General features: G+C 47.5%; 26 protein-coding genes. 14 read left to right on the top strand and 12 right to left on the bottom strand.

Annotation, left to right across the window (positions count from 1 at the left end):
- Positions 1-11 precede the first annotated feature (11 nt).
- The 3 genes from PMG71_RS10605 to PMG71_RS10595 are packed head-to-tail and all read left to right on the top strand — an operon-like array spanning position 12 to position 2,456.
- A complete protein-coding gene (locus PMG71_RS10605; protein ID WP_283753667.1) occupies positions 12-476 on the top strand; it encodes an LptA/OstA family protein in 465 nt (154 codons plus the stop codon).
- 41 nt (positions 477-517) lie between these two features.
- Positions 518-1,246 (top strand): LPS export ABC transporter ATP-binding protein, encoded by a 729-nt coding sequence (gene lptB / locus PMG71_RS10600; RefSeq protein ID WP_347179245.1) that lies wholly within the window; start codon positions 518-520, stop codon positions 1,244-1,246.
- 28 nt (positions 1,247-1,274) lie between these two features.
- A complete protein-coding gene (locus tag PMG71_RS10595) occupies positions 1,275-2,456 on the top strand; it encodes an LptF/LptG family permease (RefSeq protein ID WP_283753648.1) in 1,182 nt (393 codons plus the stop codon).
- A gap of 4 nt (positions 2,457-2,460) precedes the next feature.
- Here PMG71_RS10595 and PMG71_RS10590 read toward each other — a convergent pair whose 3' ends face one another.
- Positions 2,461-2,643 carry a hypothetical protein gene (locus PMG71_RS10590; protein ID WP_283753647.1) on the bottom strand — a complete coding sequence of 61 codons (183 nt, stop codon included), beginning with the start codon at positions 2,641-2,643 and terminating at the stop codon, positions 2,461-2,463.
- Positions 2,644-2,700: 57 nt separating this feature from the next.
- Entirely contained in the window at positions 2,701-3,702 is a 1,002-nt protein-coding gene (gene yidD / locus PMG71_RS10585) for a membrane protein insertion efficiency factor YidD (protein WP_283753646.1), read from the bottom strand.
- A 132-nt stretch (positions 3,703-3,834) separates the two neighbouring features.
- On the opposite strand from yidD, the gene PMG71_RS10580 reads away from it, so the two are divergent.
- Positions 3,835-4,203: a YccF domain-containing protein gene (locus tag PMG71_RS10580; RefSeq protein ID WP_283753645.1), complete on the top strand. Its 369-nt coding sequence runs from the start codon at positions 3,835-3,837 to the stop codon at positions 4,201-4,203.
- A 208-nt stretch (positions 4,204-4,411) separates the two neighbouring features.
- Positions 4,412-4,603 carry a hypothetical protein gene (locus PMG71_RS10575; protein WP_283753644.1) on the top strand — a complete coding sequence of 64 codons (192 nt, stop codon included), beginning with the start codon at positions 4,412-4,414 and terminating at the stop codon, positions 4,601-4,603.
- 49 nt (positions 4,604-4,652) lie between these two features.
- Here PMG71_RS10575 and PMG71_RS10570 read toward each other — a convergent pair whose 3' ends face one another.
- Positions 4,653-7,310: an adenylate/guanylate cyclase domain-containing protein gene (locus tag PMG71_RS10570; protein WP_283753643.1), complete on the bottom strand. Its 2,658-nt coding sequence runs from the start codon at positions 7,308-7,310 to the stop codon at positions 4,653-4,655.
- A gap of 391 nt (positions 7,311-7,701) precedes the next feature.
- On the opposite strand from PMG71_RS10570, the gene dapB reads away from it, so the two are divergent.
- From dapB to PMG71_RS10550, 4 genes are all read left to right on the top strand, one after another.
- Positions 7,702-8,529, top strand: coding sequence for a 4-hydroxy-tetrahydrodipicolinate reductase (gene dapB, locus PMG71_RS10565; protein ID WP_347179244.1), 828 nt, complete (start codon positions 7,702-7,704; stop codon positions 8,527-8,529).
- Between the two features lie 255 nt (positions 8,530-8,784).
- A complete protein-coding gene (locus tag PMG71_RS10560; protein ID WP_283753641.1) occupies positions 8,785-9,354 on the top strand; it encodes a hypothetical protein in 570 nt (189 codons plus the stop codon).
- 77 nt (positions 9,355-9,431) lie between these two features.
- Positions 9,432-10,175 carry a ribonuclease III gene (gene rnc / locus PMG71_RS10555; RefSeq protein ID WP_283753640.1) on the top strand — a complete coding sequence of 248 codons (744 nt, stop codon included), beginning with the start codon at positions 9,432-9,434 and terminating at the stop codon, positions 10,173-10,175.
- Between the two features lie 7 nt (positions 10,176-10,182).
- Positions 10,183-11,166, top strand: a complete 984-nt coding sequence (locus PMG71_RS10550) for a Gfo/Idh/MocA family protein (protein ID WP_283753639.1) — start codon at positions 10,183-10,185, stop codon at positions 11,164-11,166.
- 27 nt (positions 11,167-11,193) lie between these two features.
- On the opposite strand, the gene PMG71_RS10545 is transcribed toward PMG71_RS10550, so the two are convergent.
- Complete coding sequence (locus PMG71_RS10545; protein WP_283753638.1) at positions 11,194-12,603, bottom strand: reverse transcriptase domain-containing protein; 1,410 nt, start codon at positions 12,601-12,603, stop codon at positions 11,194-11,196.
- 104 nt (positions 12,604-12,707) lie between these two features.
- On the bottom strand, positions 12,708-13,466 hold the full coding sequence (locus tag PMG71_RS10540; protein ID WP_283753637.1) for a Uma2 family endonuclease: 759 nt from the start codon (positions 13,464-13,466) through the stop codon (positions 12,708-12,710).
- Positions 13,467-13,554: 88 nt separating this feature from the next.
- Between PMG71_RS10540 and PMG71_RS10535 the strand changes: the two genes are divergently transcribed.
- Entirely contained in the window at positions 13,555-13,962 is a 408-nt protein-coding gene (locus tag PMG71_RS10535) for a gamma-glutamylcyclotransferase family protein (protein ID WP_283753636.1), read from the top strand.
- Here PMG71_RS10535 and PMG71_RS10530 read toward each other — a convergent pair.
- The 5 genes from PMG71_RS10530 to PMG71_RS10510 all read right to left on the bottom strand — a co-directional run bounded on the left by PMG71_RS10530 (position 13,959) and on the right by PMG71_RS10510 (position 17,282).
- Positions 13,959-14,549, bottom strand: coding sequence for an anti-sigma factor family protein (locus PMG71_RS10530; RefSeq protein ID WP_283753635.1), 591 nt, complete (start codon positions 14,547-14,549; stop codon positions 13,959-13,961). The genes PMG71_RS10535 and PMG71_RS10530 overlap by 4 nt on opposite strands.
- Before the next feature lie 150 nt (positions 14,550-14,699).
- Positions 14,700-15,356, bottom strand: coding sequence for a sigma-70 family RNA polymerase sigma factor (locus tag PMG71_RS10525; RefSeq protein WP_283753634.1), 657 nt, complete (start codon positions 15,354-15,356; stop codon positions 14,700-14,702).
- 125 nt (positions 15,357-15,481) lie between these two features.
- Entirely contained in the window at positions 15,482-16,024 is a 543-nt protein-coding gene (locus PMG71_RS10520; protein ID WP_283753633.1) for a late competence development ComFB family protein, read from the bottom strand.
- Positions 16,025-16,166: 142 nt separating this feature from the next.
- Positions 16,167-17,024: a M23 family metallopeptidase gene (locus tag PMG71_RS10515; RefSeq protein ID WP_283753632.1), complete on the bottom strand. Its 858-nt coding sequence runs from the start codon at positions 17,022-17,024 to the stop codon at positions 16,167-16,169.
- Positions 17,025-17,069: 45 nt separating this feature from the next.
- Positions 17,070-17,282 (bottom strand): Hfq-related RNA-binding protein, encoded by a 213-nt coding sequence (locus tag PMG71_RS10510; protein WP_283753631.1) that lies wholly within the window; start codon positions 17,280-17,282, stop codon positions 17,070-17,072.
- A 175-nt stretch (positions 17,283-17,457) separates the two neighbouring features.
- Here PMG71_RS10510 and dapF point away from each other — a divergent pair, with 175 nt between their 5' ends.
- The 3 genes from dapF to PMG71_RS10495 all read left to right on the top strand — a co-directional run bounded on the left by dapF (position 17,458) and on the right by PMG71_RS10495 (position 22,062).
- Positions 17,458-18,294 (top strand): diaminopimelate epimerase, encoded by an 837-nt coding sequence (gene dapF / locus PMG71_RS10505; RefSeq protein ID WP_283753630.1) that lies wholly within the window; start codon positions 17,458-17,460, stop codon positions 18,292-18,294.
- Between the two features lie 12 nt (positions 18,295-18,306).
- Complete coding sequence (locus PMG71_RS10500) at positions 18,307-19,455, top strand: hypothetical protein (protein ID WP_283753629.1); 1,149 nt, start codon at positions 18,307-18,309, stop codon at positions 19,453-19,455.
- A gap of 963 nt (positions 19,456-20,418) precedes the next feature.
- A complete protein-coding gene (locus PMG71_RS10495) occupies positions 20,419-22,062 on the top strand; it encodes a glycoside hydrolase family 10-like protein (RefSeq protein WP_283753628.1) in 1,644 nt (547 codons plus the stop codon).
- A 111-nt stretch (positions 22,063-22,173) separates the two neighbouring features.
- On the opposite strand, the gene PMG71_RS10490 is transcribed toward PMG71_RS10495, so the two are convergent.
- On the bottom strand, positions 22,174-22,536 hold the full coding sequence (locus PMG71_RS10490; RefSeq protein ID WP_283753627.1) for a VOC family protein: 363 nt from the start codon (positions 22,534-22,536) through the stop codon (positions 22,174-22,176).
- Position 22,537: 1 nt separating this feature from the next.
- On the bottom strand, positions 22,538-24,166 hold the full coding sequence (locus tag PMG71_RS10485) for a S8 family serine peptidase (RefSeq protein WP_283753626.1): 1,629 nt from the start codon (positions 24,164-24,166) through the stop codon (positions 22,538-22,540).
- 312 nt (positions 24,167-24,478) lie between these two features.
- Here PMG71_RS10485 and rpe point away from each other — a divergent pair, with 312 nt between their 5' ends.
- Positions 24,479-25,165 carry a ribulose-phosphate 3-epimerase gene (gene rpe / locus PMG71_RS10480; RefSeq protein ID WP_283753625.1) on the top strand — a complete coding sequence of 229 codons (687 nt, stop codon included), beginning with the start codon at positions 24,479-24,481 and terminating at the stop codon, positions 25,163-25,165.
- Positions 25,166-25,426 lie beyond the last annotated feature (261 nt).

Below are 25,426 nucleotides of genomic sequence, written 5' to 3'. Positions count from 1 at the left end.
ACTTTGTGCTTATGAGAAACCTGCGATCGCCCCATTGGAGTCATTTAGTGGGCACATTAGCCCTCATGATTCCCATTACTCTAGGCATCGGTCGTCTACCGGCTGCCTATTCCCAAAATGGACAAAATCGCGCCATCACCCTGCGAGCAGACATCCAAGAAGCCAACGCTAGAACCGGTGTCCTCACCGCTAGGGGTAACGTACAAGTCCTCTATCCCGCCCGCAATATTCAAGCCACAGCCGCCCAAGCCCAATATTTTAGCCGCGAGAGGCGCATCGTCCTCAGTGGTAATGTCTATGTCCTCCAAGAAGGAAATAGCCTCCGAGGAGAAACCGTCACCTACTTGATAGACGAAGGTCGGTTTGTTGCCCTCCCCCAAACCCAAGGGCAACAAGTCGAAGCCATCTACATTGTCCCCGAATCCACCGATAACGCCGGTAATCCCGATCCCCTGCCCCCCACTCCTGATTTATAAGTCATGATTCATCAGTCACTCAGTAAGGAGTAAGGAGTATTGTGAAGTTGGTATTGGATAATGTTCATAAATCCTATGGACAAAGACAGGTGGTCAATCGCGTCTATCTCTCTGTGGCACAAGGAGAAGTCGTGGGATTACTCGGCCCCAATGGAGCCGGAAAAACCACCACATTTTATATGGGCACGGGGTTGGAAAAGCCCACTCAAGGCAGAGTTTGGCTGGGCGACCAAGATATTACCGCCCTCTCAATTTCCCAACGCGCTCAACTCGGTATTGGCTACCTCCCCCAAGAAGCCAGTATCTTCCGCTATCTCACCGTGCGCCAGAATATTTTACTGGTGCTAGAACAAACCCAAGTCCCCCGCCGGGAATGGCATTGGCGCACCGAAAAGCTCTTAGAAGAATTTCGCCTCTCTACCGTTGCTCATACGAAAGGGATTCAAGTCTCTGGAGGAGAGCGCCGACGCACCGAGTTAGCCAGAGTTCTCGCTGCGGGTAAAGAGGGGCCCAAATTCCTGTTTTTAGATGAACCCTTCGCCGGAGTCGATCCGATCGCCGTCTCCGAAATTCAAACCCTAATCGCCAACTTGCGCGATCGCCATTTAGGCATCGTGATTACCGATCACAATGTCCGCGAAACCCTCGCCATCACCGACCGAGCCTATATTATGCGCGATGGCCAAATCCTCGCCTCTGGCAATGCTGAAGAACTCTATGAAGATCCCAGAGTGCGACAATACTATTTAGGCGATAATTTCCAACGGTGAGCCACAACCCTTAACTGCAACTGCCTCTATGACTTCTAGCGTATCCCAGGAAGACACCCAACCCCAACGCCCGAAATTTTCCCCCATCTCCGTCATGGATCGGTATCTGATCCATGAATTAGTTTCCCCCTTTCTCTTTGGACTCGGAGCCTTCACCTCCGTAGGCGTGGCGATCGGCACAGTATTCGATCTCGTCCGCAAAGTCAGTGAAGTTGGGCTACCCGTGGCGATCGCCCTCAAAGTCTTCTTCCTCCAACTTCCCTACTTCATCTCCTTCGCCATTCCCACCGCCCTCCTCCTTGGATGCATCATCGCCTACAGTCGCCTATCAAGCGACAGCGAACTGATCGCCCTCCGCAGTTGTGGCGTAAGCCTTTACCGTCTCCTCGTACCCACCCTCATCTTTAGCCTCTGTCTCACCGGTATCACCTTCACCTTCAATGAACTCGTCGTTCCTGCCGCCAAACGAGAAGCCACCCTTACCCTAGAGCGAGCGCTCAAACAAGAAACACCCCTCCAAGAGGCAATGAACATCTTTTATCCCGAATATCAGCGCAAAGAACTCGCTGACGGGAAAAAAGTGCGTGTGTTAACCCGTCTTTTCTATGCCGAATTTTTCGACGGCAAAGCAATGAAAGGCCTCACCATCCTCGATCGCTCCCAATCCCAATTTAAACAAATCATCATCTCCGAAGCCGCTTCCTGGAACGCCGAGGAAAGCACCTGGGACTTCTTCAACGGCACGATCTACGTCGTCGATCAATCCGGCTCCTTCAAAAATATCGTCAAATTCGATCGCCAACAGCTCAAACTTCCCCGCGCTCCCCTCGATCTCGCTTCCATTGGCACAAAATACGAGGAAATGAACATTGCTGAATCCCTCAACTACCTGGAAATCGTCAAAATGAGCGGCGATGACAAACAAATTCGCAAACTGCAAATCCGCATTCAACAGCGCTTTGCCATTCCCTTCGCCTGTATCGCCTTTGGCTTAATGGGAGCCGCCCTAGGCACTCGTCCCCAACGCACCGCCGGAAGAGCCACCGGTTTTGGACTGAGCGTTTTAATTATTTTTACTTACTATCTCCTCATGTCCGTTGGTGATGCCCTCGGTTTAAGCGGCGCACTTTCCCCAGTCATTGCCGGATGGTTACCCACTGTATCCGCCTTTAGTGTCGGAATTTTCCTCTTCTGGCGAGTTGTCCGTTAATTGCTTAGTACCTTAATCCTCTATAGGTTGCTACCGTCAATCCTAACAAGAGGGCTGTCCATACCCATCCGGGAATGTCTTCAAGGAGGAAAAAAAGCGCAGTTAAGGCCATACCCATCAACCCTAGAAGATAGGCTAGGGCAAAGGTGGCAATCGAAAAGATGACGATCGCGATGATTTCTAACATCTGAGGCCTCCCATACTCTCTGTTATTGTAGCGAAAGGGAGCAATTTTGAGAGAGGATTAGGGAGCTTTACCGTAATGGGCGATCGCCTCCGACTGATGCCAACTGCCTTCTTCCACTTTGAGCCACACCCAGAGCTGATCCCCATGGGAAAAATGCCACCATTCACGGGGATGACGCTTAAACCCGGCAAACTCCATAATCCGATCCAGCAGTTGCCGGTGTTTATGATAACTTTGTTTATCCGGAGTTTCCCCTTGAGCATAATAATCGGGGAAGGAACGGGGAGAAATTTCATCAATGGGCGATCCCATATCAATCGGTCTGCCCGTCTGATCCACCAGGGTAACATCCACGGCTGCTCCCGTACTATGGGGAGGAGGAGTCGCCGGATCGGGGGAAGGAGCCGCCCAAAATTGATACACTTCCTCTAGCAGGGTTTGCCGTTGCTCCTCCGTGAGAGTTTCCGGATTAAGTCCTCGATTTTGGGCCAGTTGGATTAAGCTATATTCGACCATAAACTCCTGAACGGCGATCGGTCGATAGGCATCAAAAATCTGGATTTTCCAGCCCGGATGATGGCTTTGCAACTGCTTTTGAGCCATCAACAGGCGATCGCAAACCGTTTTCCGTAACCAATAGGGGGATTTATCCCCATAAGGTGCGCCCAACGCCTCATAAGGATGGGGCAAAACCACCGAAAATGACTCCAAAGGGATGGGAACCAAAGGCTCTTGATAATCTGCAATCGGAATCTGCTGATAAGGTTTTAGTATCATAAGCCCAATTGTTTCATGACTAACTTTTTTTACTTCTGGAACCGGATCGTAACCTCCGGGATGAAAGGGATGACACCTTAAAATTCGTGCCCCTGCCAATTGTAAACCCCGCATCGCTCCAAACCGTTCCACTGCTGTCAAGGCATATTGGGAGCAAGTGGGATAAAATCGACAACTCGGAGGAAAGAGAGGCGAAATTCCCTGGCGATAGGCTTGAATGGCGCGAATCAGTAAAACTTTCAGCAGTTGAGTTTCCCAGAGTTTCAGTTTGAGCATCAGCATCGATCTTATCCATTTTGCTTATTCTTTGTCATTCCCTCTCTTGAAAAAATATATCTAAGGTTATACCCTGATTGAACCAGTGTTTGATACAATCAACCCATTTAGTCATTTTATCGGAGAGATAAACCCGTTATGACACTCTTGGGTAACCTGATCTGGTTAATTTTTGGTGGCTTAGTCTCTGGATTGGGCTATATTATCGGTGGCATTGGCATGTGTATGACCATCATTGGCATTCCCTTTGGTCTACAAACCATGAAAATTGGTTTTGCCACCTTTACCCCCTTTGGCAAGGAAATTGAGGTCAGTCCCCGTGCCTCTGGAGTGATTCCCACGATCTTGAATATCGTTTGGGTAGTTTTGTTTGGTTGGGAAATTGCCCTATCTCATCTCCTCCATGGGCTAATTTTGTTGATTACCATTATCGGTATTCCCTTTGCCCAACAGCACTTTAAGTTAATTCCTTTAGCCCTGTTTCCCTTTGGCCGGGAACTTCGTTAGCTCAGATCCTTTCGTTGAGAGTAGGAAAATCCAAGCCCTTATTCCCTCGGAGTAGACAGTTACAATTCTGGAATACCCTACTAGGGTTTTTGCTTGTTTTTTCTGCAAAATGAGATTATAACAGCTAACGGACAACCCATAAGCTCCAAGCAATTGCAGATTTATCCAGGAGACGGTTAGCAAAAGCAGCAAACGGAGATTTCACCCCATGAATGTAAGTTTTATTCTTTTAACCTTTTCTACCTTGATGGCTGCCTTGTTTAATCCTTTGGTGTCCGATCGGGTATTATCAGAGCAGTCGAAAAGGTCTTTAGTTGATCGGCTTGAGCAAGATCGAGTGGAGTGTAATGTGTTTATGGTTGAGGATAATACCCTACAAAAGGTATGTCAGCTTCGCTAAGGATGATGAGTAAGGGAGTGAATGAGTTGGATGAATCGCGGATAAGTTTTCAATAGCCCGTTCCTATCAGCCAATAGGTCGTCATCATTCCTTTCCCCTTCACCTGAATGTCTCCCCGTTTTTCAAATAAATAACGATGTTTGAGCTGTTCATAGGTGGCTTGGGTAACCTGAATTTTACCCGGAACCCCCAAAGACTCCATCCGCGAAGCCACATTCACCGCATCTCCCCACAAGTCATAAATAAACTTGGCAACTCCAATTACTCCAGCGACTACAGGGCCCGTACTCATGCCAATTCGCAATTGTAAAGGTTGACCATTAGGTTGACGGAATTTACTGATTTCCCGTTGCATTTCCAAGGCCATTTGGGCGATCGCCTCCGCATGATCCCCACGAGGAGTAGGAATACCACTAACGACCATATAAGAATCTCCGATCGTTTTAATCTTTTCTACCCCATGCACTTGGGCCAATTCATCGAACCGGGAAAAAATATCATTGAGCAAATTAACCAATTGAGTTGCGGAAATGCCCGAAGACATGCGCGTAAATCCGACAATATCCGCAAACAAAATCGTCACCTCATCAAAGCGATCGGCGATCGCATGTTGTTCCTGCTTCAACCGTTGGGCGATCGCCCCCGGCAACACATTCAACAACAACTGTTCCGACTTCTGTTGCTCCGCCCTTAAGGCCGCTTCCGCCTCCTTCCGCTTAGTAATATCTTCTACCGTGCCCTCACAGAAGAGCAAATTCCCCTCATCATCCCAAACCCCCCTAGCATTCTCCGAAGTCCAAATCACCGTCCGATCCTGACGATAAACCTGGGACTCAAAATTAGAAACCCCATTTTCCTGCTCAATCAGCATCATAAACTCCTGCCGACGGCCCCGATCGACATAAAGATTTGTCCCCACATTCTCTAAGCGTGCCATCAACTCCTCTGGAGAAGCATAACCATACATACGAGCCAAAGCCGGATTTGCGCTCAAATACTTGCCATCAGGAGTCAACTGAAAAATGCCTTCAGCCGCATTCTCAAAAATACTGCGATACTTTTCTTCCGCCGCTCGCATCGCATCCACCACCCGCTTGCGTTCCGTAATATTCCGAGCCACCCAAATCACACAATTATCCGGCATCGGCGAAACACTAGCCGCAAACCACACCTGATTATCCTCATTTTCCCCTATCTCTTGCGAGAAAAATTCTTGATCTTCCTCCGCCACTCCTGGCATCAAAGCCACCGGCAAAGAATACTCCAAATTCATCGTTTGCCCCGTTTCCACCACCCTTTGAATCTGCTGGGCAAAAATTTCCGCTTGTTCCGGAGGAAAAACATCATACACCGTTTTCCCCATGCGATCGGCCGTTGGACTAAACAACGTCTCAGAATTCGTCGAAACCACCCGCATAAACCGACCCTCAGCATCAAACACCGTAATAATATCCGTCATTGCCGCAAATAGCGCCCGCAGTTCCGCCTCAGACACCCGTAGCGCCGCTTCCACCCGTTCCCGTTCCGCCACCTCCACCGTTAGCTGATCCACCGCCTGCTTCAACTCAACCGTTCTCTCCTCAACTCGTTGTTCCAGCTCCTCATTCAGCCGCCACAGTTGTTCCTCAGCCTGCTTGCGCTCCGTAATATCCTCAACTGTACCCTCGTAGTAAAGCAAATTTCCCCTATCATCCCGCACCGCTCGCCCATTCTCGGAAATCCACGTTAACTCTCCATCCAAGCGGCGAATCTGGGACTCAAACCCCACCACAGAATCATACTGTTGCAGCAAATTAATAAATTCTTGGCGTTGCTGAGGGTTAATATAAAGCCGATCCTGAACATTAATTAAGGTATTTTTCAACTCCTCTGGCGAAGCATAGCCATAAATTCGAGCCAAAGCCGGATTTGCACTCAAATAGCGCCCATCCGGAGTCATCTGAAAAATACCCTCTACCGCATTCTCAAAAATCGTCCGATACTTATTTTCCGCTTCCCGGAGAGCTTCTTCTGCTTGTTTGCGCTCAGTGATATCAATACCCACCGTAAACGCTGCCTGGTTATTATCATACTTTTGGGCCACAATCAGAAAAATGCGGTGTTCTCCCTTAATCCGCATCGCCACTTCCCGGAAGGCTTCTTGAGCATCACTGGCAAAGAAATCTTGCACAAATCCATCAAAGCCATCGCTACTACCTAAAAATCCTAAAGGCTTGCCCGAAAATTCTTCCGAAGGCAAATTAAAGATTTCCGCCAAATGTCGATTCACTCCTAGATAGCGTAGATCGTGACTAATCCAAGAAACCGTACCTGGTACAGCTTCTAAAATCGCTTCTAATTGGTCTTTAGCGGTACGCAAAGCATGAAGGGTTTGATAGCGTTCGGCAATTTCTGCTACAAACTGATCGTTAGACTCTTTAAGGGCCGCCGTGCGAGCGTCCACCTCAGCCTTGAGTTCACTTTCTGTTTTTTCCCATCGTCTTTCCCAGTCTGCCTGAGTAGACCGCAGTCGATCTTGCAAGTTACCCACTTGCTGGCGCAGGCTAACTAGCTCCTGCACCAATTCTTCTTTTGTTTTATCATGGTCTCTCATCGGCTGGTATTTCGGACTGAGTCCGACATGAACAGATACCTCTAAGGAACGGTGCATCATGTTTTTAGGGTTTATAGGGTTGGTATCAGCAACGCCAATTGGCTTGCTACTCATTGCACCCTGTAGCTTCTGGAGTTCTAGCCATCAGATCACTCCATGGCAGAACTCATTTCAGAGGGAGTACAGTTACATCCGCTCAGGTCAGGACTGAGATTTGCTCTAATATTGAGCTATGATAATAGATTTTATGATGGCTTAGGGCCATAGAGTTCTCAGTCTATTTAAGTTTTGCTCAAAGATAAAAGGGGTTTATTATCCTCTCTCCGAGGAGATTGTTTCACCAACCGGATCATCTTAGAGGATAGATTCACCTCTGTTGCAATTGAAAGGGTCATGGTAGGATAATCCTCCGATCGCCTAACTTTTCTATTGTGTCTTTTGACAAGGCTCAACGCCAAGGGTGGATCGACTAATTGTGCTTATTTATTTTAGGATTCAGGAGTTGATGATGACTGGTCAACCTATTCCAGTAATTGTTAATGGTGCAGCCGGGAAAATGGGCCGAGAGGTGGTTAAGGCGGTTTCCCAAGCTGAGGATATGAAGTTGATTGGGGGGGTCGATCTCAATCCGGATCTTAATGGTCAGGATGTGGGGGAGGTCGCTGGATGTGGCCCCCTAGAGGTTCCGATTCTAAATCAGTTAGAGTCGATGCTGGCTTATGCTACCCAAGAGCGTCAGTTGGGGGTGATGGTGGATTTTACGCACCCGGATTCGGTTTATGATAATGTGCGAAGCGCGATCGCCTATGGAATTCGTCCGGTAGTGGGGACAACGGGTCTGAGTCCCCAGCAGTTGCAAGAGTTGGCAGAATTTGCGGATAAAGCCAGTACGGGATGTTTGGTGATTCCCAATTTCTCGATTGGTATGGTTCTCTTACAACAGGCAGCTATCCAAGCGTCGAAGTATTTCGATCATGTGGAAATTATAGAACTCCATCACGACCAAAAAGCTGATGCTCCTAGTGGAACGGCGATTAAAACCGCTCAATTATTGGGTGAGTTGGGCAAGTCCTATAATCCTGCCAAGGTCGCAGAGAAGGAACATCTAGCTGGAGCGAGGGGAGCATCAGCCGATGAAGGAATTCGCATTCATAGCGTGCGCCTTCCGGGGTTAATTGCCCATCAGGAGGTCTTGTTTGGGTCTGGTGGAGAATTATATACTTTGCGCCATGATACCAGCGATCGCCTCTGCTATATGCCCGGCGTTCTGTTAGCCATCCGCAAAGTGTTAGAACTAAAAACCCTGGTTTATGGTCTAGAAAAAATTCTTTAGTGGGGATAGTCGGAGGATGAAAGTCTTTTTCGATACTGAAATTACAGGGTTTTTCTACGGAGACTTAATAAAAGCTAAGTAAACCTAGGGGCAAATATGTAGATTCCGTAAAGATTAAAGAATTGATGAAGACAGATGAAGAAGTGGTAAATTAGGATTTGAACAGGTGTAGGTAACAGGGTACAGCCGTGAAAAGGCTCACTCAAACCCCCAAAAACTTGCTCGCAGATGATTAAGGTCGGGAGAAAAACGGAGATGGTGTGCAATCAAGGCCATAGAGAATCGATACCCAATGATATTGAATCCTGGGAAATCAAAGGAGTATTTGCCATTTCGCCCCAGAAAAAAAGTGCCTTGATCCTCTGTACGGATTATTATGCCGAATTTCTAGGGCCGGGTGCGGCAATTACCTCCCACGAACAAGGCCAAGAATTGGTTTTTATTGGTTCCCCCGAATTGTTGCCGATTACTAACCGCCAAGAGTACCATCGAGCCTATAGTATGCGTCTTCAATGGATGCGCTGGTTGCATAAACTGACTCGCTTTTCTCCTAATCCCTTCTGTCGGACGGAAAAACTGCTATCGAGTCTAGAAGCCTTCTTTGGCCAAGAAATAGTTCAAGAGATTAATAGTCAAGTTCTAGCTCAACTGATTGGAGTGTTACCCCAAACCGTTACACAAGTTCGTAATAGCCGATATTTTACCTCAGAAACTTATCTCAAAGGGGTGTCCTATTGGCGACAAATCAATTTCGATCGCGCCCTGGAAATTCATACCCTCAACCGGCCCCAAAAAAAGAATTCACCCTTGGAAATTAAGTTTTAAGTTTTAATTTTTAATTTTTAATTTTTAATTTTTTAAGATAGAATAGGAGAGTTGGCGAAAATCATACTGGATGGATAATGTCTAGTTCTGTCCCTGAAGAAGTTAGTTATCCGCGAAGACAACGGCAGTTGCAAAGCGTTATTCTGAAGCTGGGGTTACCCGAAAACTCCCCGGTACAATGGCACTTACTCGATAGAGCGCTGACCCATCCTAGTATCTCATCGACAGATAACTATGAGCAATTGGAATTTATTGGCGATGCAGTGGTTCGGATTGCGGCTTCAGAATTATTGATGGAATTGTATCCGAATGCATCTGTTGGAGAGTTTTCAGCGATTCGGAAAATTTTGGTGAGCGATCGCACTTTAGCTCAATTAGCAGACAGTTATAATTTAGAGCAAGATTTGCTCATGGATCGAGGAACAGCCAGCGATAAACTCGGCCGTGCTTCCCGTCTAGCGGATGCCTTTGAAGCGATTTTAGGGGCACTGTATTTGAGTACCCATACCCTAGAACTGATCCGACCTTGGCTCGATACTCATTTTATCACTCTGTCTACGGAGATTCGTAAAGATCCGGCTCGGCGGGATTATAAATCAGCTCTGCAAGAATGGACTCAAGCGGTTCATAAGGTTTTACCCGAATATAAATTGATTACAGTAGAGTCCCAAAAACGGACGGCTGAACCTTTTACGGCTCAGGTTTGGGTGCAAGGAGAACCCTATGGTATGGGAAAAGGGCGATCGCGTAAAGCAGCCGAACAAGCAGCCGCTAAAGATGCCTTATTCAAAATACAAACAACTGAAGAAAAGGTGAAATAAGGATAGCGTGGATAAACCATTTAAGATTGCCATTTTAGGTGCGGGTCGATGGGGCAACCATTTAATCCGTAATTTCTGGGAGCATCCCCAGACGGAAGTGGTGGCGGTAGTAGACCCCAACCCTAGCCGACTAGAGGTGATGAAAAATCAGTATAGTTTACCTGACGGGGTAGAGTTAACCCAGGATTGGCAGGGGATTTTAGCCCGTCCAGAAGTGGAATTAGTGGCGATCGCTACCCCCGCTTCCACCCACTACGACATCATTAAATACGCCCTCACTCAAAATTGTCACGTATTAGCCGAAAAACCCCTCACCCTCGATGCCTCAGAATGTCTAGAGCTGTGCCATCTAGCAGAAACTCAACACAGACAGCTTGTAGTCGATCATACTTATCTCTTCCATCCCGTCGTGCAGCGAGGCCAAGAAGTCCTCTCTTCTGGAGCAGTGGGAGAACTGCGCTATGGATATGCTACCCGCACCCATTTAGGCCCCGTGCGCCAAGATGTAAACGCCCTCTGGGACTTAGCCATCCATGACTTGGCAATATTCAACCACTGGTTAGGGGAAACCCCCATAGAAGTCGAAGCCACTGCCGACACCTGGTTGCAACCCGGTTTACCCGATGTAGTTTGGGTCAAACTCATCTATCCGAGCGGCTTTAAGGCAACCCTTCACCTCTGCTGGCTCAACCCCGATAAGCAAAGACGTTTAGCTGTCGTTGGATCTCAAGGAACCCTAATTTTTGATGAACTCAGTTCCGATCCTCTGATTCTGCAACAAGGACAGTTTGAAGCTCAAGACGGGAATTTTACCCCTGTGGGGATGAAGCGGGAAGTCATCTCCACACCAGCAGGAGAACCCTTAAAAGCAGTCTGCGATCGCTTCCTCCAGTGTGTGGAGCAGAACCAACCTTGTCCCCAGTCCTCCGGATGGGTAGGAGCCGACTTAGTTCGCACCCTGCAACAGATCCAATTAAAAATTAAAAATTAAAAACAGAACCTCATTCCCCATTAGAATTCAATTTCGCCCATACTTTTGACGAATGCGACTCACTTGCTCTTGAAATTGAGCGCCTTTTTCTGGATTCACCATGGCCACAAAATTAGCATATCCCTGAATGGAAGCCAACAGATTCCCCGAATGACCCCAATGTTTGCCTTCCAATCCTTGAGTTTCGATTTGGTGTAGGGTGGCGCGAAATTTCTTCAAGGTTTTTCGGTCGATATTTAATCCCTCATTGACCACAATTCCGGTAACATCGAGTTGAGCAGATTTGCCTCGTAAAATCCGGGTTTTATCCGGATGAAGGGTAAAGCTTTCATAGTCCAGAATGGATTCTGTGCGGCGCAAAATTCTACAGATATGTCTGAGGGAATCACCGGAAGCAGAAAAGGTGAGATCGTCAGCATAGCGGGTATAGGTAAAGCCCAGGTCATCCGCCATCTGGGTTAAGCGCTCATCTAAACGGCGACAAATGAGATTAGAAATGGCAGGACTCGCGGGAGAGCCTTGGGGAAGATGGCGTTGATTGAGGGCAATATAATAGGTTTGACCATCTAAGCTCACTTCTTCGACATCAGGAGCAGTACAAATTAAGGCCAAAATAGTGGCTACGGCTTCTGAGTACCCGAAGGAGCGAAATAACCCTTTGACGCGGCGATAGGAGATGGAGGGAAAGAAGTCTTTTAGGTCTAGGTTAATGACGACTTCTGCGCCTATATGGGGGGTAGCATTGGTAATGATGGAGCGATCGCGCCGAAAGCCATGAGCCGCTTCATGAACCGGAATCTTCTCTAAAATCTGACTCAATACCCAGTATTGCGCCCGTTTTAACCGGGGCATGGGTACAGAAATTAACCGTTCACCCCCCGTCTTTTTCGGCATTTTGAAGCGGATATAGTGGGATACCGTGGCTGTTTTCCGGTCAAATGCCAAAAACCTTAGCTCACCTAGTGTAATCCCCATCGCTTGGGCAATATCGGCGGCTGTGGCCAATTGAGGCAGTCCCTGGCGATCGAGTTCTGAGACATTACTCTCCTGCTCGCTTAACCCCCCAGAAACCTCTTCGCCTAAATAAACAATCTCCTGTTGTTGGCGCTCTTGCCAAGCTTGTGCCCTGGCTTGTCTTTCCTGTTCGTGTCTTTGTTTCGTTTCTTCCCGTTTCCGCCGAGACTCCGCTAACCGTTGTTTTCGCAACTGGCGACGGATGGCTTGTTCGTCTTGCAGTTGACGATGTTTTTGCCTCAGTTCAGTCAGTTGCTGATACAGTTCTGAACGACGGCGAATTTCATCGGCTGGATCTTCGGGCATTTCACCCTGTTCGGGCCAAAATCCATAGCGAATCATTTCTTCGAGGATGAAGGCTTCACGACCCATGGTGCGAATGCGATCGTAGAGTTCTTGGCGGGTACGGGGTTGATCGGACATGGTAGGGGAATGGGGGAATGGGGGAATGGGGGAATGGGGGGAAGTGGAGATAACTGATTATTGCTACTCCTTACTGGATTACTCCCCATCCCTAGCCCATGGTTTTAGATCTGTGTGGGATCGATGCCCAATTCTTGCAATTTAGCGGCTAGTTTAGCTGCCTCTTCTCTAGCGACAGTTGCCTCTTCTTGAGGGAGTAGAACCAACTCACCATCTAGGGTTCTCCAGCGTAACCACAGGCGATCGCAACCCTGATAAGTGCCTTGCCACAAGCCTAAACTTAACCCAATTTCAGGAATCACCAAGCGTCCGTCAGTTAGGGGAACTCGTTGGTAACGACCTCCCACGAGCTGAAAGGCTTGTAATTCATTAGTATAGCGACTGAAGATGAAGTAATAGGGAATGCGTAAAATCTGTTCGTACACTTCCCATTTGGTTGGGGGTTCTCCCGGTTTTCGGGTGGTATTTCCTAGGTCTTCATCTTCGCTACTTGGAGAAAGAAGTTCTACGACGATAAAGGGATTGACCGGTTCTTGCCAGCAGACATAACTGAGCCGTAGGTCTTGTTCTTCGCCATAAAATCGAGGTACATCGATGGCGGCAAACCAATCTGGACGTTTATGCCATAGAGGATGGCTAGAATTGTAATAAACGTTCATATCTGCGGCTGAAAAGACGCGATCGCGATCCCAGTTCGGGGGTTTAAAGGTCAAAAGCAAAATTTGGGGCTGCCAAATATGGAATTCATCCGCCAAACCGGGTTCCTCCGGGTACTCACTGGGTAAATCATACATCGTGGGTAGAGTTTCCTTTGCCGGTAAGGGTGGATCGCCGGGTGGAGGAGAGGTGAAGGTTGAGGTCATAGTCTAGGGTTAAGCCATGCTGCTTTTCCTTGTATAACATATTAGTCAATAATATTATTGATGTTTTATTCAAACTTGGCTCAAGCAGATGTTCAAAGTTTTTGTCTATGGGACGCTCAAACCGGGTGAAGTCAATTACCGGCGCTACTGTGAGGGGAAGATTGTGAAGGAAGAGGAGGCGATCGCCTGGGGTCGTTTATTTTTACTGCCTATGCCCATGGGTTATCCTGCCCTAACCGTGGGAGCCAACCGCATTCAAGGATACTTGCTCTCTTTTCAGGATGCCAACCTGCTCAATCAGCTCGATCAATTAGAGGGCTATCACCCCGACTCGCCCTTAGAGGATAACCAATATCTACGCCAGTCGATTCCTGTATTTCGGCCGACCGGTGAACCCCTGGGTGATGCCTTAGCCTACTTGATGAGTGTAGCGAAGATTGAGCAATACGGAGGGACAGAATTACCGGATGGTTGTTGGTCTCCCATCTCTAATTAGCGGTCTTTTTGGAGCATTTGATGGAGATCTCCGGTTGCATTAGGCATTCCCAAGGGATTACTGTCCGATTTAGGAATAGAAATCAGGGGTTGATCGAGAGCAATACGCATCAGAGCAGCTCCTTCTTGGGGGGTAGGCGTTGCGGCCATTCGGGGGAACAGTTGTCCAGAATCAGCAAATGTTGTTGATAAGGCAGCCACGGCCGCGGCCGCGATCGCCCCTGTACCCCATAATAGAGCAGTACGTTTGGGTCGTCGTTCTAAGCGGCCCATCACTTGAGTCACCATGTCCTCCACAGGTTGATCTTGGGGAGGCGTGGGTAGCATTTCAAAACCTTGACGAAGTTTTAGCAGGCGTTGATAGAGACATTGAACCGTGGGGTCATTGTCTAGCCATTCTTCCACCTGTTTACTTTCTGAGGCACTGGCTTCGCCATCAAGATAGGCACTGAGCAGTTCAAAGCGATCGCGTTTTAACATATCCGGTACACCCATATGTGAATTGGGATTGGTGTCATTCCAGGAAGTCAGACGGGATAAATATCCTTGCTTCTGGGAATGGGGTTGGCAATTAAAGTGAGGAGTCATGGGGGTCACCTACCAAGTTGATAAACTGAGGATCACACTGAGTGACTAACCCAAGATAGTGTACACCTAATGATCGTAAAAGGGGTATTTAAGTTTCCCATTAATCTTAAGATTTCTCAACAGCCCTTTTAAGGGGGTGATTTTTTACTCTTAACTGTTGAGATACTTTTGCAGTTGAATTTGCAGCCGTTGACGGGCCCTCGCAATCCGCGATTTCACCGTCCCCAGGGACACTCCAGTAATTTCGGCAATTTCTTCATAGGCCATCCCCTCAATTTCCCGCAAAATGATTGTTGTGCGAAATGTTTCGGGTAAATCGGCGATCGCCTGTTGCAATTGTTCATAAAACTCAGTTGTCGTTAGGCTCTCTTGCGGCCCTGGATCATCAGAAGGAATATCCCAACTGATTTCCTCACCATCATAGTGGCGGGGCGCATCCAAAGAAATTGGGGGTCTGACCCGTTTCCGTTTACGAAGTTCATCATAAAACAAATTGGTGGTAATCCGACTTAACCATCCCCGAAACTTAGCCGGATCGTTCAGGCGTTTGACATTACGATAAACCCGAATCCAGACCTCTTGACCGAGATCTGCCCGGTCTTGCCAATCTGGAGCTAAATGATAAAGCATCCGATTGACATGGGATTGATATCGTCTCACTAATTCAGCAAACACCAATTTGTCAGGGCGAAGGCCGGCCTGACAGCGAAGGATAAGATCGGTGTTTGAGAGTTTTTCGGGCTGCACAGGCGCTTGAGGAACTCCTGCCCCAACCGTTGACCAGGATAAAGAAACAGATTGACTCATGGAAACAATTTTAGGTCGCCAACACTCCAGTCTTCGAGGACGAGAGGTTTAGATCTGAGGTTCCCGTTCAATCTCACCCTAGTTTACCTGAAATGAGGTAATTCTCCCTAGGGTTGACCCATCAATTATTCGAGCGGCTGAGATTTTTTCTCGTAATTCCGGGCATAATCTTGTAATAAATGGCTGACCTGAGAGAGAACATTTTCGGTTTTACCCAAGGCTTGCCGTTCCGGTTCTTTAGGTTTTTCTTGGTTTTTAAACACCGCCGCATCGACTTGCTGTTGAATTAACTCCATTAGCTCTTGTTTAGCGCGATCGCGTTGATAACGGGCCCCTTCTTCCGTAGTCGCATATAGAGGAGGAAGACGATTGAGAGCATAGGCAGCCACATCCCCTAAATCGAGTTTGATTCCTTCTTTTTCCTCGATCGTGGCTACCCGTGTCATCGACTCGGTTAGCACTAATTCTTCCATCACATTAATAAATTGTTTCCGGGGAACGGCCACCACTTCCCCGGTCAATAAACACCCCATTAACCGGTCTAAAGCCATGTATTCCTCGATGGATAACTCGGAAGCGTTATCACAAATATTGCCCACCTCAGCTTCCATGGCTGGGGTTAAATAGCCATCCTTGAGGGCCTGTTCCACAATCTCTTGGATACTCATAAGGCTAATCTACTCCACAGTTTCCTTGCTCACCATTAACGATATAGTGTTCTTCCATCTTCCCCTAGTTTGCCCCAGGATTTTCTAGGATCGGGATCAATTTGACATTGTGCAACATTTTCACGCCTGGGGATTCATGGGTTTATTCAATTCCTTGATAGCGCCAAGGCACGGGATCGACAGCCACACCATTAACATAAAGTCCCCAATGGAGATGGGGGCCAGTTGACGCGCCAGTTGATCCTACTGTACCAATGACTTGACCGGCTTTGACCATTTCTCCTTCTTGAACATTAATGGTGTGGAGATGGATAAAAATGCTCAAGATTCCTTGGCCATGATCTAAGCCGATAGTGTTTCCATGAATTTCAAACCCGTTTGCCTCTTTATCTACCAGAGCAATTCTTCCCGCAGCCGGAGCTACCACAGGGGAACCGGTAGGGGCGGCATAATCGACTCCCCGATGATAATAATCGTTAGCAAATTCGCCATTGTAGTACCTTTGAACCCCAAAGACGGTGGACACATACCCAGAGCTAGGACGTAAGAAGGGGCCATTCCAGTATTTTTCAGGGGTGACGAGGCGTTTAAATTCGTCTACGCGGTCAAATTCGTAGTCGGTTCCTTGAAGAGCGGCATCACTTTCGGATAACCAAATTCTTTGGGTGGGAAAGGAGCGATCGCCCATTCCAATGCTAACGGTTTGACTGGTTCCATCCCCTTGAACCTGAATCGACCAAGTACCGGGTCTATCTAAGGGACTCGACGGAATCAAGGCCCGAAATCGATTGCCACTTAAGGGGAATACCGGATAAGTCGTATTGCCCATCTGTACGGTTGGGGTTTCAGGGTTAGTAACCTGAATTTGTACAGAAATGGTATCTCCGAGTTGGGCAGATTGGGGATTCACTTGAACTTGTAAGGCTTGTAGGGGCTGGTTTAGGGCCGCCCAAGAGACTAGGGTAAGCAGGGGAAAGGAATGTTGTTTAAAGATGTTCATCAGGCGATCGGGGGTCTAGGAAACTAAGGTGTAAGAACAAAAAGTTTAGGGTTTGGGTTTCATGAAGACAATAGATTGTCGCCAGACGATGGTGGGTTGTTCGTAGTGATCCATTAAGCAAATACAGTTGGCATCTTGCCACACGATTTTACCTACAATCAGGTCATCGGTGACTAATTTAAGTTCCACTTCATTTTTGTCTTGGATGAAGTTCTGGATGTTGCGAATACTCGGTAAGCTGGTATCGAACTCGGACATAGTTAGAGCAGGTATATAAGGTGAAATGGGGAAATTTAGGATCTCCCGAACAAAGTTTAACAAGGGATGTCTGAAAATGGGAGATGGGGGGATGGGGGGATGGGGGAATGGGGGAATGGGGGGATGGGGACACCCATTACCCATTACGATAATGAAAATTGAGTAGAGTAAGGTTATGGAACTGCAATTTACGAAGTATCAGGGATTGGGGAATGATTTTATTTTGGTGGATAATCGGGGAAGCGATCGCCCTCTGATTACACCGGAGCAGGCAGTGCGGTTATGCGATCGCCATTTTGGAATTGGAGCCGATGGGGTGATTTTTGCCCTCCCTGGAAAAGAGGGCACAGATTACACCATGCGGATTTTTAATTCTGATGGTTCGGAACCGCAGATGTGTGGCAATGGGATTCGCTGTTTTGCCCAGTTTGTCGCCGAGCTAGATGGCTCTGGAAAGGCAGAATATCAGATTTCTACTCTGGCAGGGGTAATGATTCCCAAACTAGGGTCAGAGGGGCAGATAACGGTAGATATGGGCATTCCTCGATTGGGGGGTGCAGAGATTCCCACCACTTTGGGATCGGGTAGCGCTCCGGTGGTGGATCATCCCTTGGAGGTGGCGGGAAAATCCTGGTTAATCACCTGTGTAAGTATGGGAAATCCCCATTGTGTGACCTTTGTGGAGGATGTGGAGGCGATCGCCTTAGCACAAATTGGCCCCCAATTTGAACATCATCCGGTCTTTCCCGAACGAATTAATGCTGAATTTGTACAGGTCATCGCGTCTAACCGGGTAAAAATGCGGGTTTGGGAACGGGGTGCTGGGATTACCTTAGCTTGTGGAACGGGGGCTTGTGCAACGGTTGTAGCTGGGGTACTCTCTAAGAAGTGCGATCGCCATACCACAGTCGAATTGCCCGGTGGCGATCTCGACATCGAGTGGGCTGACAACAATCGACTATACATGACCGGCCCAGCTCAAGCGGTGTTTACTGGCCAAATTGTAATCTAAAGAGGACGATTCATGGGTGGGGGAATTTATCTGATTCAGGATGAGGATCATTTGGTGGAAATGATGGAACAATCCTATGATTCAGAAGAGCGCCTGCAAGAATTAATTGAAAAATATCCCAATCTTTTAGCAGGAGATCAAATCGATCGAGCCACCCCTAGACGCTGGTTAGGGATCGCTCGTGAAGTCACCTCCACCCTAGATGAAGAGGATGATAACAGTTGGTCTTTAGATCATCTATTTGTCGATCAAGATGGCATTCCTACCCTAGTTGCGGTTCAGGAAGAAGAGAGTAAGCGATCGCGTCGGCAGATGATGGGCACAATGTTAGAATATGCCGCCCAACTCCCCCTACACTGGCCCGTAGAAGCCGTGATTGCCCAATTTGAACTCAATTGTCGGGAGCAAGGACGAGATCCTGAGCAGGTGTTTGAATCCTTTTTAGGAATGGATGTAGATGAAGAAAAATTCTGGCAAAAAGTTAAAACCAATCTGCAAGCGGGACAAGTGCGCTTAATTTTTGTCTCCGATGACATTTCCCCAGAGTTTCGGGTGATGATTGAGTTCCTCAATACCCAAATCGATCCCTTAGAAGTTTTAGCCCTAGAAGTCAAACAATATGTCAGTGAAAACGGCTTAAAAACTTTAGTCCCTCGTGTGATTGGCAAAACCGCCGAATCCCAGCAGAAAAAAGCCAGTACAGTTCTAGAGCGTAGGCGTTGGGACAAAACTTCATTTTTCCGGGAATATGAGGCTCGACAGAGCCAGGAAGAGGCGCAAATTGTCCGCCGGTTATATGATTGGGTCATCCAACATAAACCCTTAAGAATTAAATGGGGTATGGGAGATACCTATGGCGGTTTTTCGGTTTGGATTTCACCCTCCCATGGAGAAATCAGTGAGTTTTTTAGTATTAGTATTGATGGTGTGCTTCAAGTTTCCTCTAGAAGCTATGCTACCCTACCTCCTTTCGATCAGAAGAAGGAATGGGACTATCTCAGAAATCAGTTTAGTGCCATTGGCTTATCCTTGCCCGTCGATCCCGTGGAACCGAGGTTAACCAGTTGTGTCTTATCCAGTTTACAGCATGAATCTGCCCTAAATCGGGTGATTGATGTCCTAGAAGCTGTGCTAGGTAAGGTGGTGGGCAACAACCAATAACCAATTAACAATTAACACTTTTCATAGACTGCAATCTGTGGTGACATTTTCATCGAACGGCACTTTCATCAATGCCTTCTTTTCTAATGCTTTATACAAAGATAGCTGATTTTTCTTGACTGCCACTAAATAATCATTTCCACTGTCAACGATTTGCTATTGATTAAAGCCATTTAAAATGACAACAGCACCCGGACGACTTACTTCCTGAGCGACTTCCTTTTATTATTTGAGCCTATCTGGAGTCCAACCTTCTTCACCAAAATGGGCGTGAATACTGGTTGATTTTCCTCCCTGCTTCTCTAGTTTAGGAAGTTTCAAGTTTCAGTAGGGGTGCTGCCGTTCTAGCATGAGACAGATAACAGTTAATCAGCGATTTATTTACCTCTTAACTTTTAACTGGGTTGTGTACAAAGTGGCTGTTCATCTGCCAATGAAGCTTTACTTGCTTCATGTTTCTACTATAAATACTTCTGGGAATTAGATCAAGGGATTGCAACCAAACTTTACATAATTGCTCCTCTTTGAATTTCAGCCTATTTTGTTAATTGAAAGCCATTTAAAACGACAGCAGCACCCGGATGACTTACTTCCTGAGTAACTTCCCTTTATTATTTGAGCCTATCTGGAGTCCAACCTTCTTCACCAAAATGGGCGTGAATACCGGTTGATTTTCCTCCCTGCTTCTTCAGTTTAGGAAGTTCCAAGTTTCAGTAGGGGTGCTGCCGTGCTATCATGAGACAGATAACAGTTAATCAGCGATTTACCTCTTAACTTTTAACTGGGTTGTGTACAAAGTGGCTGTTCATCTGCCAATGAAGCTTTACTTGCTTCATGTTCTTACTATAAACATTAGTTTGGGTCAGATCAAGGAATTGCAACTAAACTTTACGCAAGTGCAAGTATCTGATTACAAAGAGCATGATCTACTGTTACATAGGGGAAATTTGAGTGTAAATTCTTATGGCAAAATTCACGGATATTACTAACCATTGGGCCCAAGCAGTGATTGAACAACTCGCCGATCAAAAGATCCTCAGTGGCTATCTCAATGGACAATTTAAGCCAGATGCTCCCATGAACCGGGCAGAGTTTGCGGCGGTACTCTCTCGTGCTTTTCCCCATCATGCTACAACAACTCGCCAAATCGGGGTTCAATTTAAGGATGTGCCTCCCTCCTATTGGGCTTATGGAGTCATTCGCAGCGCCTCTGAGTCTGGATTTCTGCGCGGTTATCCCGGTGGGCGTTTTCAGCCTACGGATCGGATCTTGCGCTTGCAAGCCTTATTAGCCTTAAGTAATGGCTTAAAGTATGAAGCGAAAAACCTGGTAGAGATGACCTTAAATGAAACATTTGAGGATGCGGATCGGATTCCGGAATATGCGCGATCGGCGATCGCTGCTGCTGCGGAAAATGAATTAGTCGTTAACTATCCGGAAGTCAAAAAACTGCGTCCCGATGCGATCGCCACCCGTGCCGAAATTGCTGCCATGATCGCCCAAGCGCGACAAACCGCCAATAGCGTCTCCCCCGTTCCCGACCAATATATTGCCAAAGTCACCCTTTCCCCTCCGGTACAACTAACCGGAGAACTGCGGGGACTCTGGTTAACCCAACTGCCTCCGAACCGACGCTTCTTTCCCAACAGCACCGAAACGGCGATCGACTATTTATCCCAATTTAATCTCAACACCCTTTATCCCAGCCTCTGGACTCAAGGGCAAACCCCCTACCCCAGCACCCTCCTGCAACAGCTCACGGGTTTGGCAGGGCCCTCAGACGATCCCCTGATGGAACTGCTCAAAGCCTCTGGACGAAACCGGATCAGCATCATTGGCTGGTGGCAAGGGGGGCTAAAACTGCCCGCTAACTCTCCCTTACTGGAAAATCGCCGCCATTGGATCGCCACCCGTTCGGATGGTAGTTTCCAATTCGGCACAGTAGCATCGAGCTATGTCTGGCTCAACCCCTTTCATCCCGAAGTCCAAGCCTTTATTCTCGATTTAGTCCAGGACATGATCGGTAAGTATGAAATAGAAGGCATTCAACTCGACTCCTCTTTCTGTCCCCCCGTTGAATTGGGCTATGATGCTGTCACCACCCAACTGTATCAACAAGACCATGGTGGAAAACGTCCCCCCAGCGATCCTCAAGATCCAGCTTGGGTGAAATGGAGAGGCGATCGCCTCACAGACTTGCTCAAACAGATTTCTACCCGCATCAAAGCACACAAACCCTACGCTATTCTAAGCTTTGTAGCCGATCTCTCCCTCTCCGATACCCTGCAAGATCCGCAACTGTGGCAAACGGATCACTTAATTCAAGAACTGATTCTCTACTGGGACTCCAAGCCATCCTTAGACCATCCGACGATCGCCCTAGCTAAGTATAAAATTCCCGTCAGTCTCGGTCTCTCCACTCAAAACACCTCCCTAGGGCAAATTAAACAAGCTCTACAACAAGTTCGCGATCGCAACTTAGCCGGAGTCTGTTTCTTTTCCTATACCACCCTCATGACTTTACTGGCGCAAAAGCAAGCCGAAACGGAATTTAGTCATCTCTTTCCCGAACTGATCGAACGAGCGCAAATCCTGCCCTCCCTATAGGCTTACAGCGCTTCGCACTGTGATGGGGGGATGGGGAAATAGGGGTGATAGTCCAGTTAAACACCATAACTAAAAATCTAGGGAGCGAGACGCTCCCACTCCCCCATCCCATCAAACCTCTTGTAACTCAACAATATTGCCATCAGGATCTGCTGTAAATAAAGCCGATCGCCCGGAGGAACTCAGTTGAAATTCGCAGCCATAGGCAGTTAATTGTTGCTTCACTTCCTCTAGGGAATCAACAGCAAAGGCAATATGGGCATTGCGTCCCCACTTTTGCCCATTCCATCGAGTAATTTCTAGATCGGATTGCATCATCAGGTGCAGTTGATAGTTGCCAATTTGATACCAAATACCCGGAAATTTGAGTTGGCGATCGATTCGGGTTAAACCCAGAACCCGACTATAAAACTGTTCGGCTTTGTCTAGGTCTGAGACTAAGATGGCTGTATGCAAAGATTGTAGAACTTTCATATTAGTTTTTAACCGGTACTGTCCACCAGGCGATCGCATAGGGTTGTTGTGCCTCATTCACCTGTTGACGATAGTAAACCCTAATTTTATACTTACCAGCACGAGGAATCCGATAGAAAATATGCTCCACACTATCCACATCACTAATCGAAGACCAAATACTATCGCTAATATCCGTAGACTCTGCGGGCATCAAGAAAATATCTAAATTATTCAGACCCCGGTCGTCAAAGGTTTCCCCGATATCATAGGCCTGATTTTGATTACGATCGTTGAGTTCCACTAAACGATTCCAAGCCAGGGTCACACTCAGCATACTCCCCTGTTGCAATGCACTATCTAAAATATAATCCTGATAACTGCCCGCATTTTCAATCTGGTCATAATTCCAACCGATCGCCGGAACCGGGTTATCTGGAGTCCACTGGCCCGCACTAAACTGTTCATAGGCACGACTAGCATTTAAATGACCCGCTCCCATCTGAATATCGAGGGGAATCTGAGCATTATTATACGCTTCAGACGTTAACCAAGACTGATGATTTTGATCGTACAACGTGCGCGACATGCCCAAATTCAAGCCATCGCCCAAATCTTGAAGCTTATCGGCACTATTGAGTAAAACCGCTTTCATCACCTCTTGCTGACGAGCAGCCATCGTCCAGGGAGGACTCAGTTCCGATTTTAAGGGATCGGCTTTACTCTGTGCCAATTGGCGATCGCCATACTCTTGTAACAAAGCGATCGTAGCCGTCACATGGGGAGCCGCAAAACTCGTCCCACTCGAATAGCCCACCGTACCATCCAAATTCACCAAAGGAACCTGATGTCCTGGAGCCACCAAACCAATAGAGCGCCGGTTATCCGTATTCGTTTCATAGCCAATAATGCGACTCGGATTCCCCAAATTTGGATCGCCAATATTGGCAAAATCGATCTTAGAATAACGGTCATCATAGAGCTTCGAGAAGGCCACCGTCACCCCATTATAAGTATCCGTCGGAATCGAAATCCCCCCCCGGCCCTGATTCCCCGCAATCACATAAAACACATTATGCACCCGTGCTGACCAATCAATACATTGAGTCAACAGCGCATTCCCATCCAAAAGAGCATTCGGCCGGGGGTCTTGATTCAAAGACTCCCCAAAACTAAAATTCATCGCCCGTAAATCCCCACTATTTTGCATCGCTAGGTGCTGGGAAGCCAGACACTCCTCCGCTTGCCCACTGCGCCGCAAAGACCCCACAGCAGTCGAATATAGCCGCGCATCCGGAGCCACCCCAGGAAACTGCTTATTGGAGCTAATCATCACACTGGCTACATTTTGGGCATGGGGATCAACATGCTTATTATGTTCCGCAAAAGCATCCCGAAAAAACACCCGCATCGGGCTAATCTGCTGACTCGGATCTATTTTCTTATCGATGCCAAACATCCCAGGGCGACCGATTTCTACCTGACCAATGGCGATCTTTTTTCCCGTCAAATTATACGGAAAATCATGCAACCGTTGAGCCTCAATTCCTGCATCTCCCACTGAGGATCGAAGCAAGGGAAAAGCCAACACCGGAATCCCCAACCCGGAAATCGCTAGGGTACAGAGCATTAATTTCAGCTTGTCGATCATCGGTCATCACTCCTATGGAATTCACTGGTTGACACTCCCCGACCTAAAGGTACGGGGCTTTAAACCCAAATTTTCGGTAATACACAAAATATAGCGCTACCGGCTAGGGACAGGGAAAACCTTCCCTTCATCCCCTCTCTAGGGAGTGAGATGAACAATGAACAATTAACAATGAACAATTAAGGTACGCTCCTGTGTCTCTTCGCTGGTGAGGTGAAAAGAAACTGGGGTTTCTGGGCGATCGCTAGGGTAATGCTAAAGACTTTGTTAAAATAATAGAAACTCACAACGCCTTGGAGAATACCAATCGTCATGTCCAAACCCATTGTTATTGCCCCTTCGATCTTGTCAGCCGATTTCAGCCGTCTGGGAGAAGAAATTAAAGCTGTGGATGAAGCCGGTGCGGACTGGATTCATGTGGATGTCATGGATGGCCGGTTCGTTCCGAATATTACCATCGGCCCGTTAATTGTAGATGCCATTCGCCCCGTCACCCAAAAACCTCTGGATGTCCACCTGATGATTGTGGAACCCGAAAAGTATGTGGAAGACTTTGCTAAGGCTGGTGCGGATATTATCTCAGTTCATGCTGAACATAATGCTTCTCCTCACTTACACCGGACTCTAGGACAGATCAGAGAGTTGGGCAAGCAAGCGGGAGTGGTGCTGAATCCTTCTACACCTCTAGAGCTGATTGAGTATGTTCTGGAATTATGCGACTTGATTCTGATCATGAGCGTTAACCCTGGGTTTGGGGGACAGAGTTTTATTCCCGAAGTGGTTCCCAAAATTCGCAAGTTACGCCAAATGTGTGATGAGCGCGGACTCGATCCTTGGATTGAAGTCGATGGTGGCTTGAAGGGTAATAATACTTGGCAAGTTTTGGAAGCAGGAGCGAATGCAATTGTAGCTGGTTCTGCCGTATTTAAGGCTCCGAGCTATGCTGAGGCAATTGAGGGTATTCGTAATAGTAAGCGTCCTGAGCTAGTCACGGCTTAACTGCTGTGACACAGCTAAAATAGTGCATTAGCCTAGGGTGGGTTAGGCGGCTAAAACCTAGACTGTGATAGCAATCTCTCAATCCGCCGTAACCCACCATTTTAGGGTTGTCATATCAAGTTCGCTTATTCATGTCCGCGAAGCGGAAATACCCTAATTAAAAATCCAGGGAGCAAGATGCTCCCACTCCAGTCATATCAAAGAATTCGAGGAGTGCGGGCATCTGGCCCCCTTCTTAACAAATTTTCATGTCCGCTTGCG

The organism is Roseofilum acuticapitatum BLCC-M154, assembly GCF_030068475.1.
Classification (GTDB): Bacteria; Cyanobacteriota; Cyanobacteriia; order Cyanobacteriales; family Desertifilaceae; genus Roseofilum; species Roseofilum acuticapitatum.
The sequence above is the reverse complement of the archived record's forward strand: the minus strand, read 5'-3'. Positions and strand labels throughout refer to the sequence as shown.

Bases quoted from the DNA above. Each gene is read 5' to 3' on its own strand.
- PMG71_RS10605 (WP_283753667.1), top strand. From the start codon at position 12: ATGAGAAACCTGCGATCGCCCCATTGGAGTCATTTAGTGGGCACATTA.
- PMG71_RS10595 (WP_283753648.1), top strand. From the start codon at position 1,275: ATGACTTCTAGCGTATCCCAGGAAGACACCCAACCCCAACGCCCGAAA.
- PMG71_RS10590 (WP_283753647.1), bottom strand. From the start codon at position 2,643: ATGTTAGAAATCATCGCGATCGTCATCTTTTCGATTGCCACCTTTGCC.
- yidD (WP_283753646.1), bottom strand. From the start codon at position 3,702: ATGCTGATGCTCAAACTGAAACTCTGGGAAACTCAACTGCTGAAAGTT.
- PMG71_RS10580 (WP_283753645.1), top strand. From the start codon at position 3,835: ATGACACTCTTGGGTAACCTGATCTGGTTAATTTTTGGTGGCTTAGTC.
- PMG71_RS10575 (WP_283753644.1), top strand. From the start codon at position 4,412: ATGAATGTAAGTTTTATTCTTTTAACCTTTTCTACCTTGATGGCTGCC.
- PMG71_RS10570 (WP_283753643.1), bottom strand. From the start codon at position 7,310: ATGAGTAGCAAGCCAATTGGCGTTGCTGATACCAACCCTATAAACCCT.
- dapB (WP_347179244.1), top strand. From the start codon at position 7,702: ATGATGACTGGTCAACCTATTCCAGTAATTGTTAATGGTGCAGCCGGG.
- PMG71_RS10560 (WP_283753641.1), top strand. From the start codon at position 8,785: ATGGTGTGCAATCAAGGCCATAGAGAATCGATACCCAATGATATTGAA.
- rnc (WP_283753640.1), top strand. From the start codon at position 9,432: ATGTCTAGTTCTGTCCCTGAAGAAGTTAGTTATCCGCGAAGACAACGG.
- PMG71_RS10545 (WP_283753638.1), bottom strand. From the start codon at position 12,603: ATGTCCGATCAACCCCGTACCCGCCAAGAACTCTACGATCGCATTCGC.
- PMG71_RS10540 (WP_283753637.1), bottom strand. From the start codon at position 13,466: ATGACCTCAACCTTCACCTCTCCTCCACCCGGCGATCCACCCTTACCG.
- PMG71_RS10535 (WP_283753636.1), top strand. From the start codon at position 13,555: ATGTTCAAAGTTTTTGTCTATGGGACGCTCAAACCGGGTGAAGTCAAT.
- PMG71_RS10530 (WP_283753635.1), bottom strand. From the start codon at position 14,549: ATGACTCCTCACTTTAATTGCCAACCCCATTCCCAGAAGCAAGGATAT.
- PMG71_RS10525 (WP_283753634.1), bottom strand. From the start codon at position 15,356: ATGAGTCAATCTGTTTCTTTATCCTGGTCAACGGTTGGGGCAGGAGTT.
- PMG71_RS10520 (WP_283753633.1), bottom strand. From the start codon at position 16,024: ATGAGTATCCAAGAGATTGTGGAACAGGCCCTCAAGGATGGCTATTTA.
- PMG71_RS10515 (WP_283753632.1), bottom strand. From the start codon at position 17,024: ATGAACATCTTTAAACAACATTCCTTTCCCCTGCTTACCCTAGTCTCT.
- PMG71_RS10510 (WP_283753631.1), bottom strand. From the start codon at position 17,282: ATGTCCGAGTTCGATACCAGCTTACCGAGTATTCGCAACATCCAGAAC.
- dapF (WP_283753630.1), top strand. From the start codon at position 17,458: ATGGAACTGCAATTTACGAAGTATCAGGGATTGGGGAATGATTTTATT.
- PMG71_RS10500 (WP_283753629.1), top strand. From the start codon at position 18,307: ATGGGTGGGGGAATTTATCTGATTCAGGATGAGGATCATTTGGTGGAA.
- PMG71_RS10495 (WP_283753628.1), top strand. From the start codon at position 20,419: ATGGCAAAATTCACGGATATTACTAACCATTGGGCCCAAGCAGTGATT.
- PMG71_RS10490 (WP_283753627.1), bottom strand. From the start codon at position 22,536: ATGAAAGTTCTACAATCTTTGCATACAGCCATCTTAGTCTCAGACCTA.
- PMG71_RS10485 (WP_283753626.1), bottom strand. From the start codon at position 24,166: ATGATCGACAAGCTGAAATTAATGCTCTGTACCCTAGCGATTTCCGGG.
- rpe (WP_283753625.1), top strand. From the start codon at position 24,479: ATGTCCAAACCCATTGTTATTGCCCCTTCGATCTTGTCAGCCGATTTC.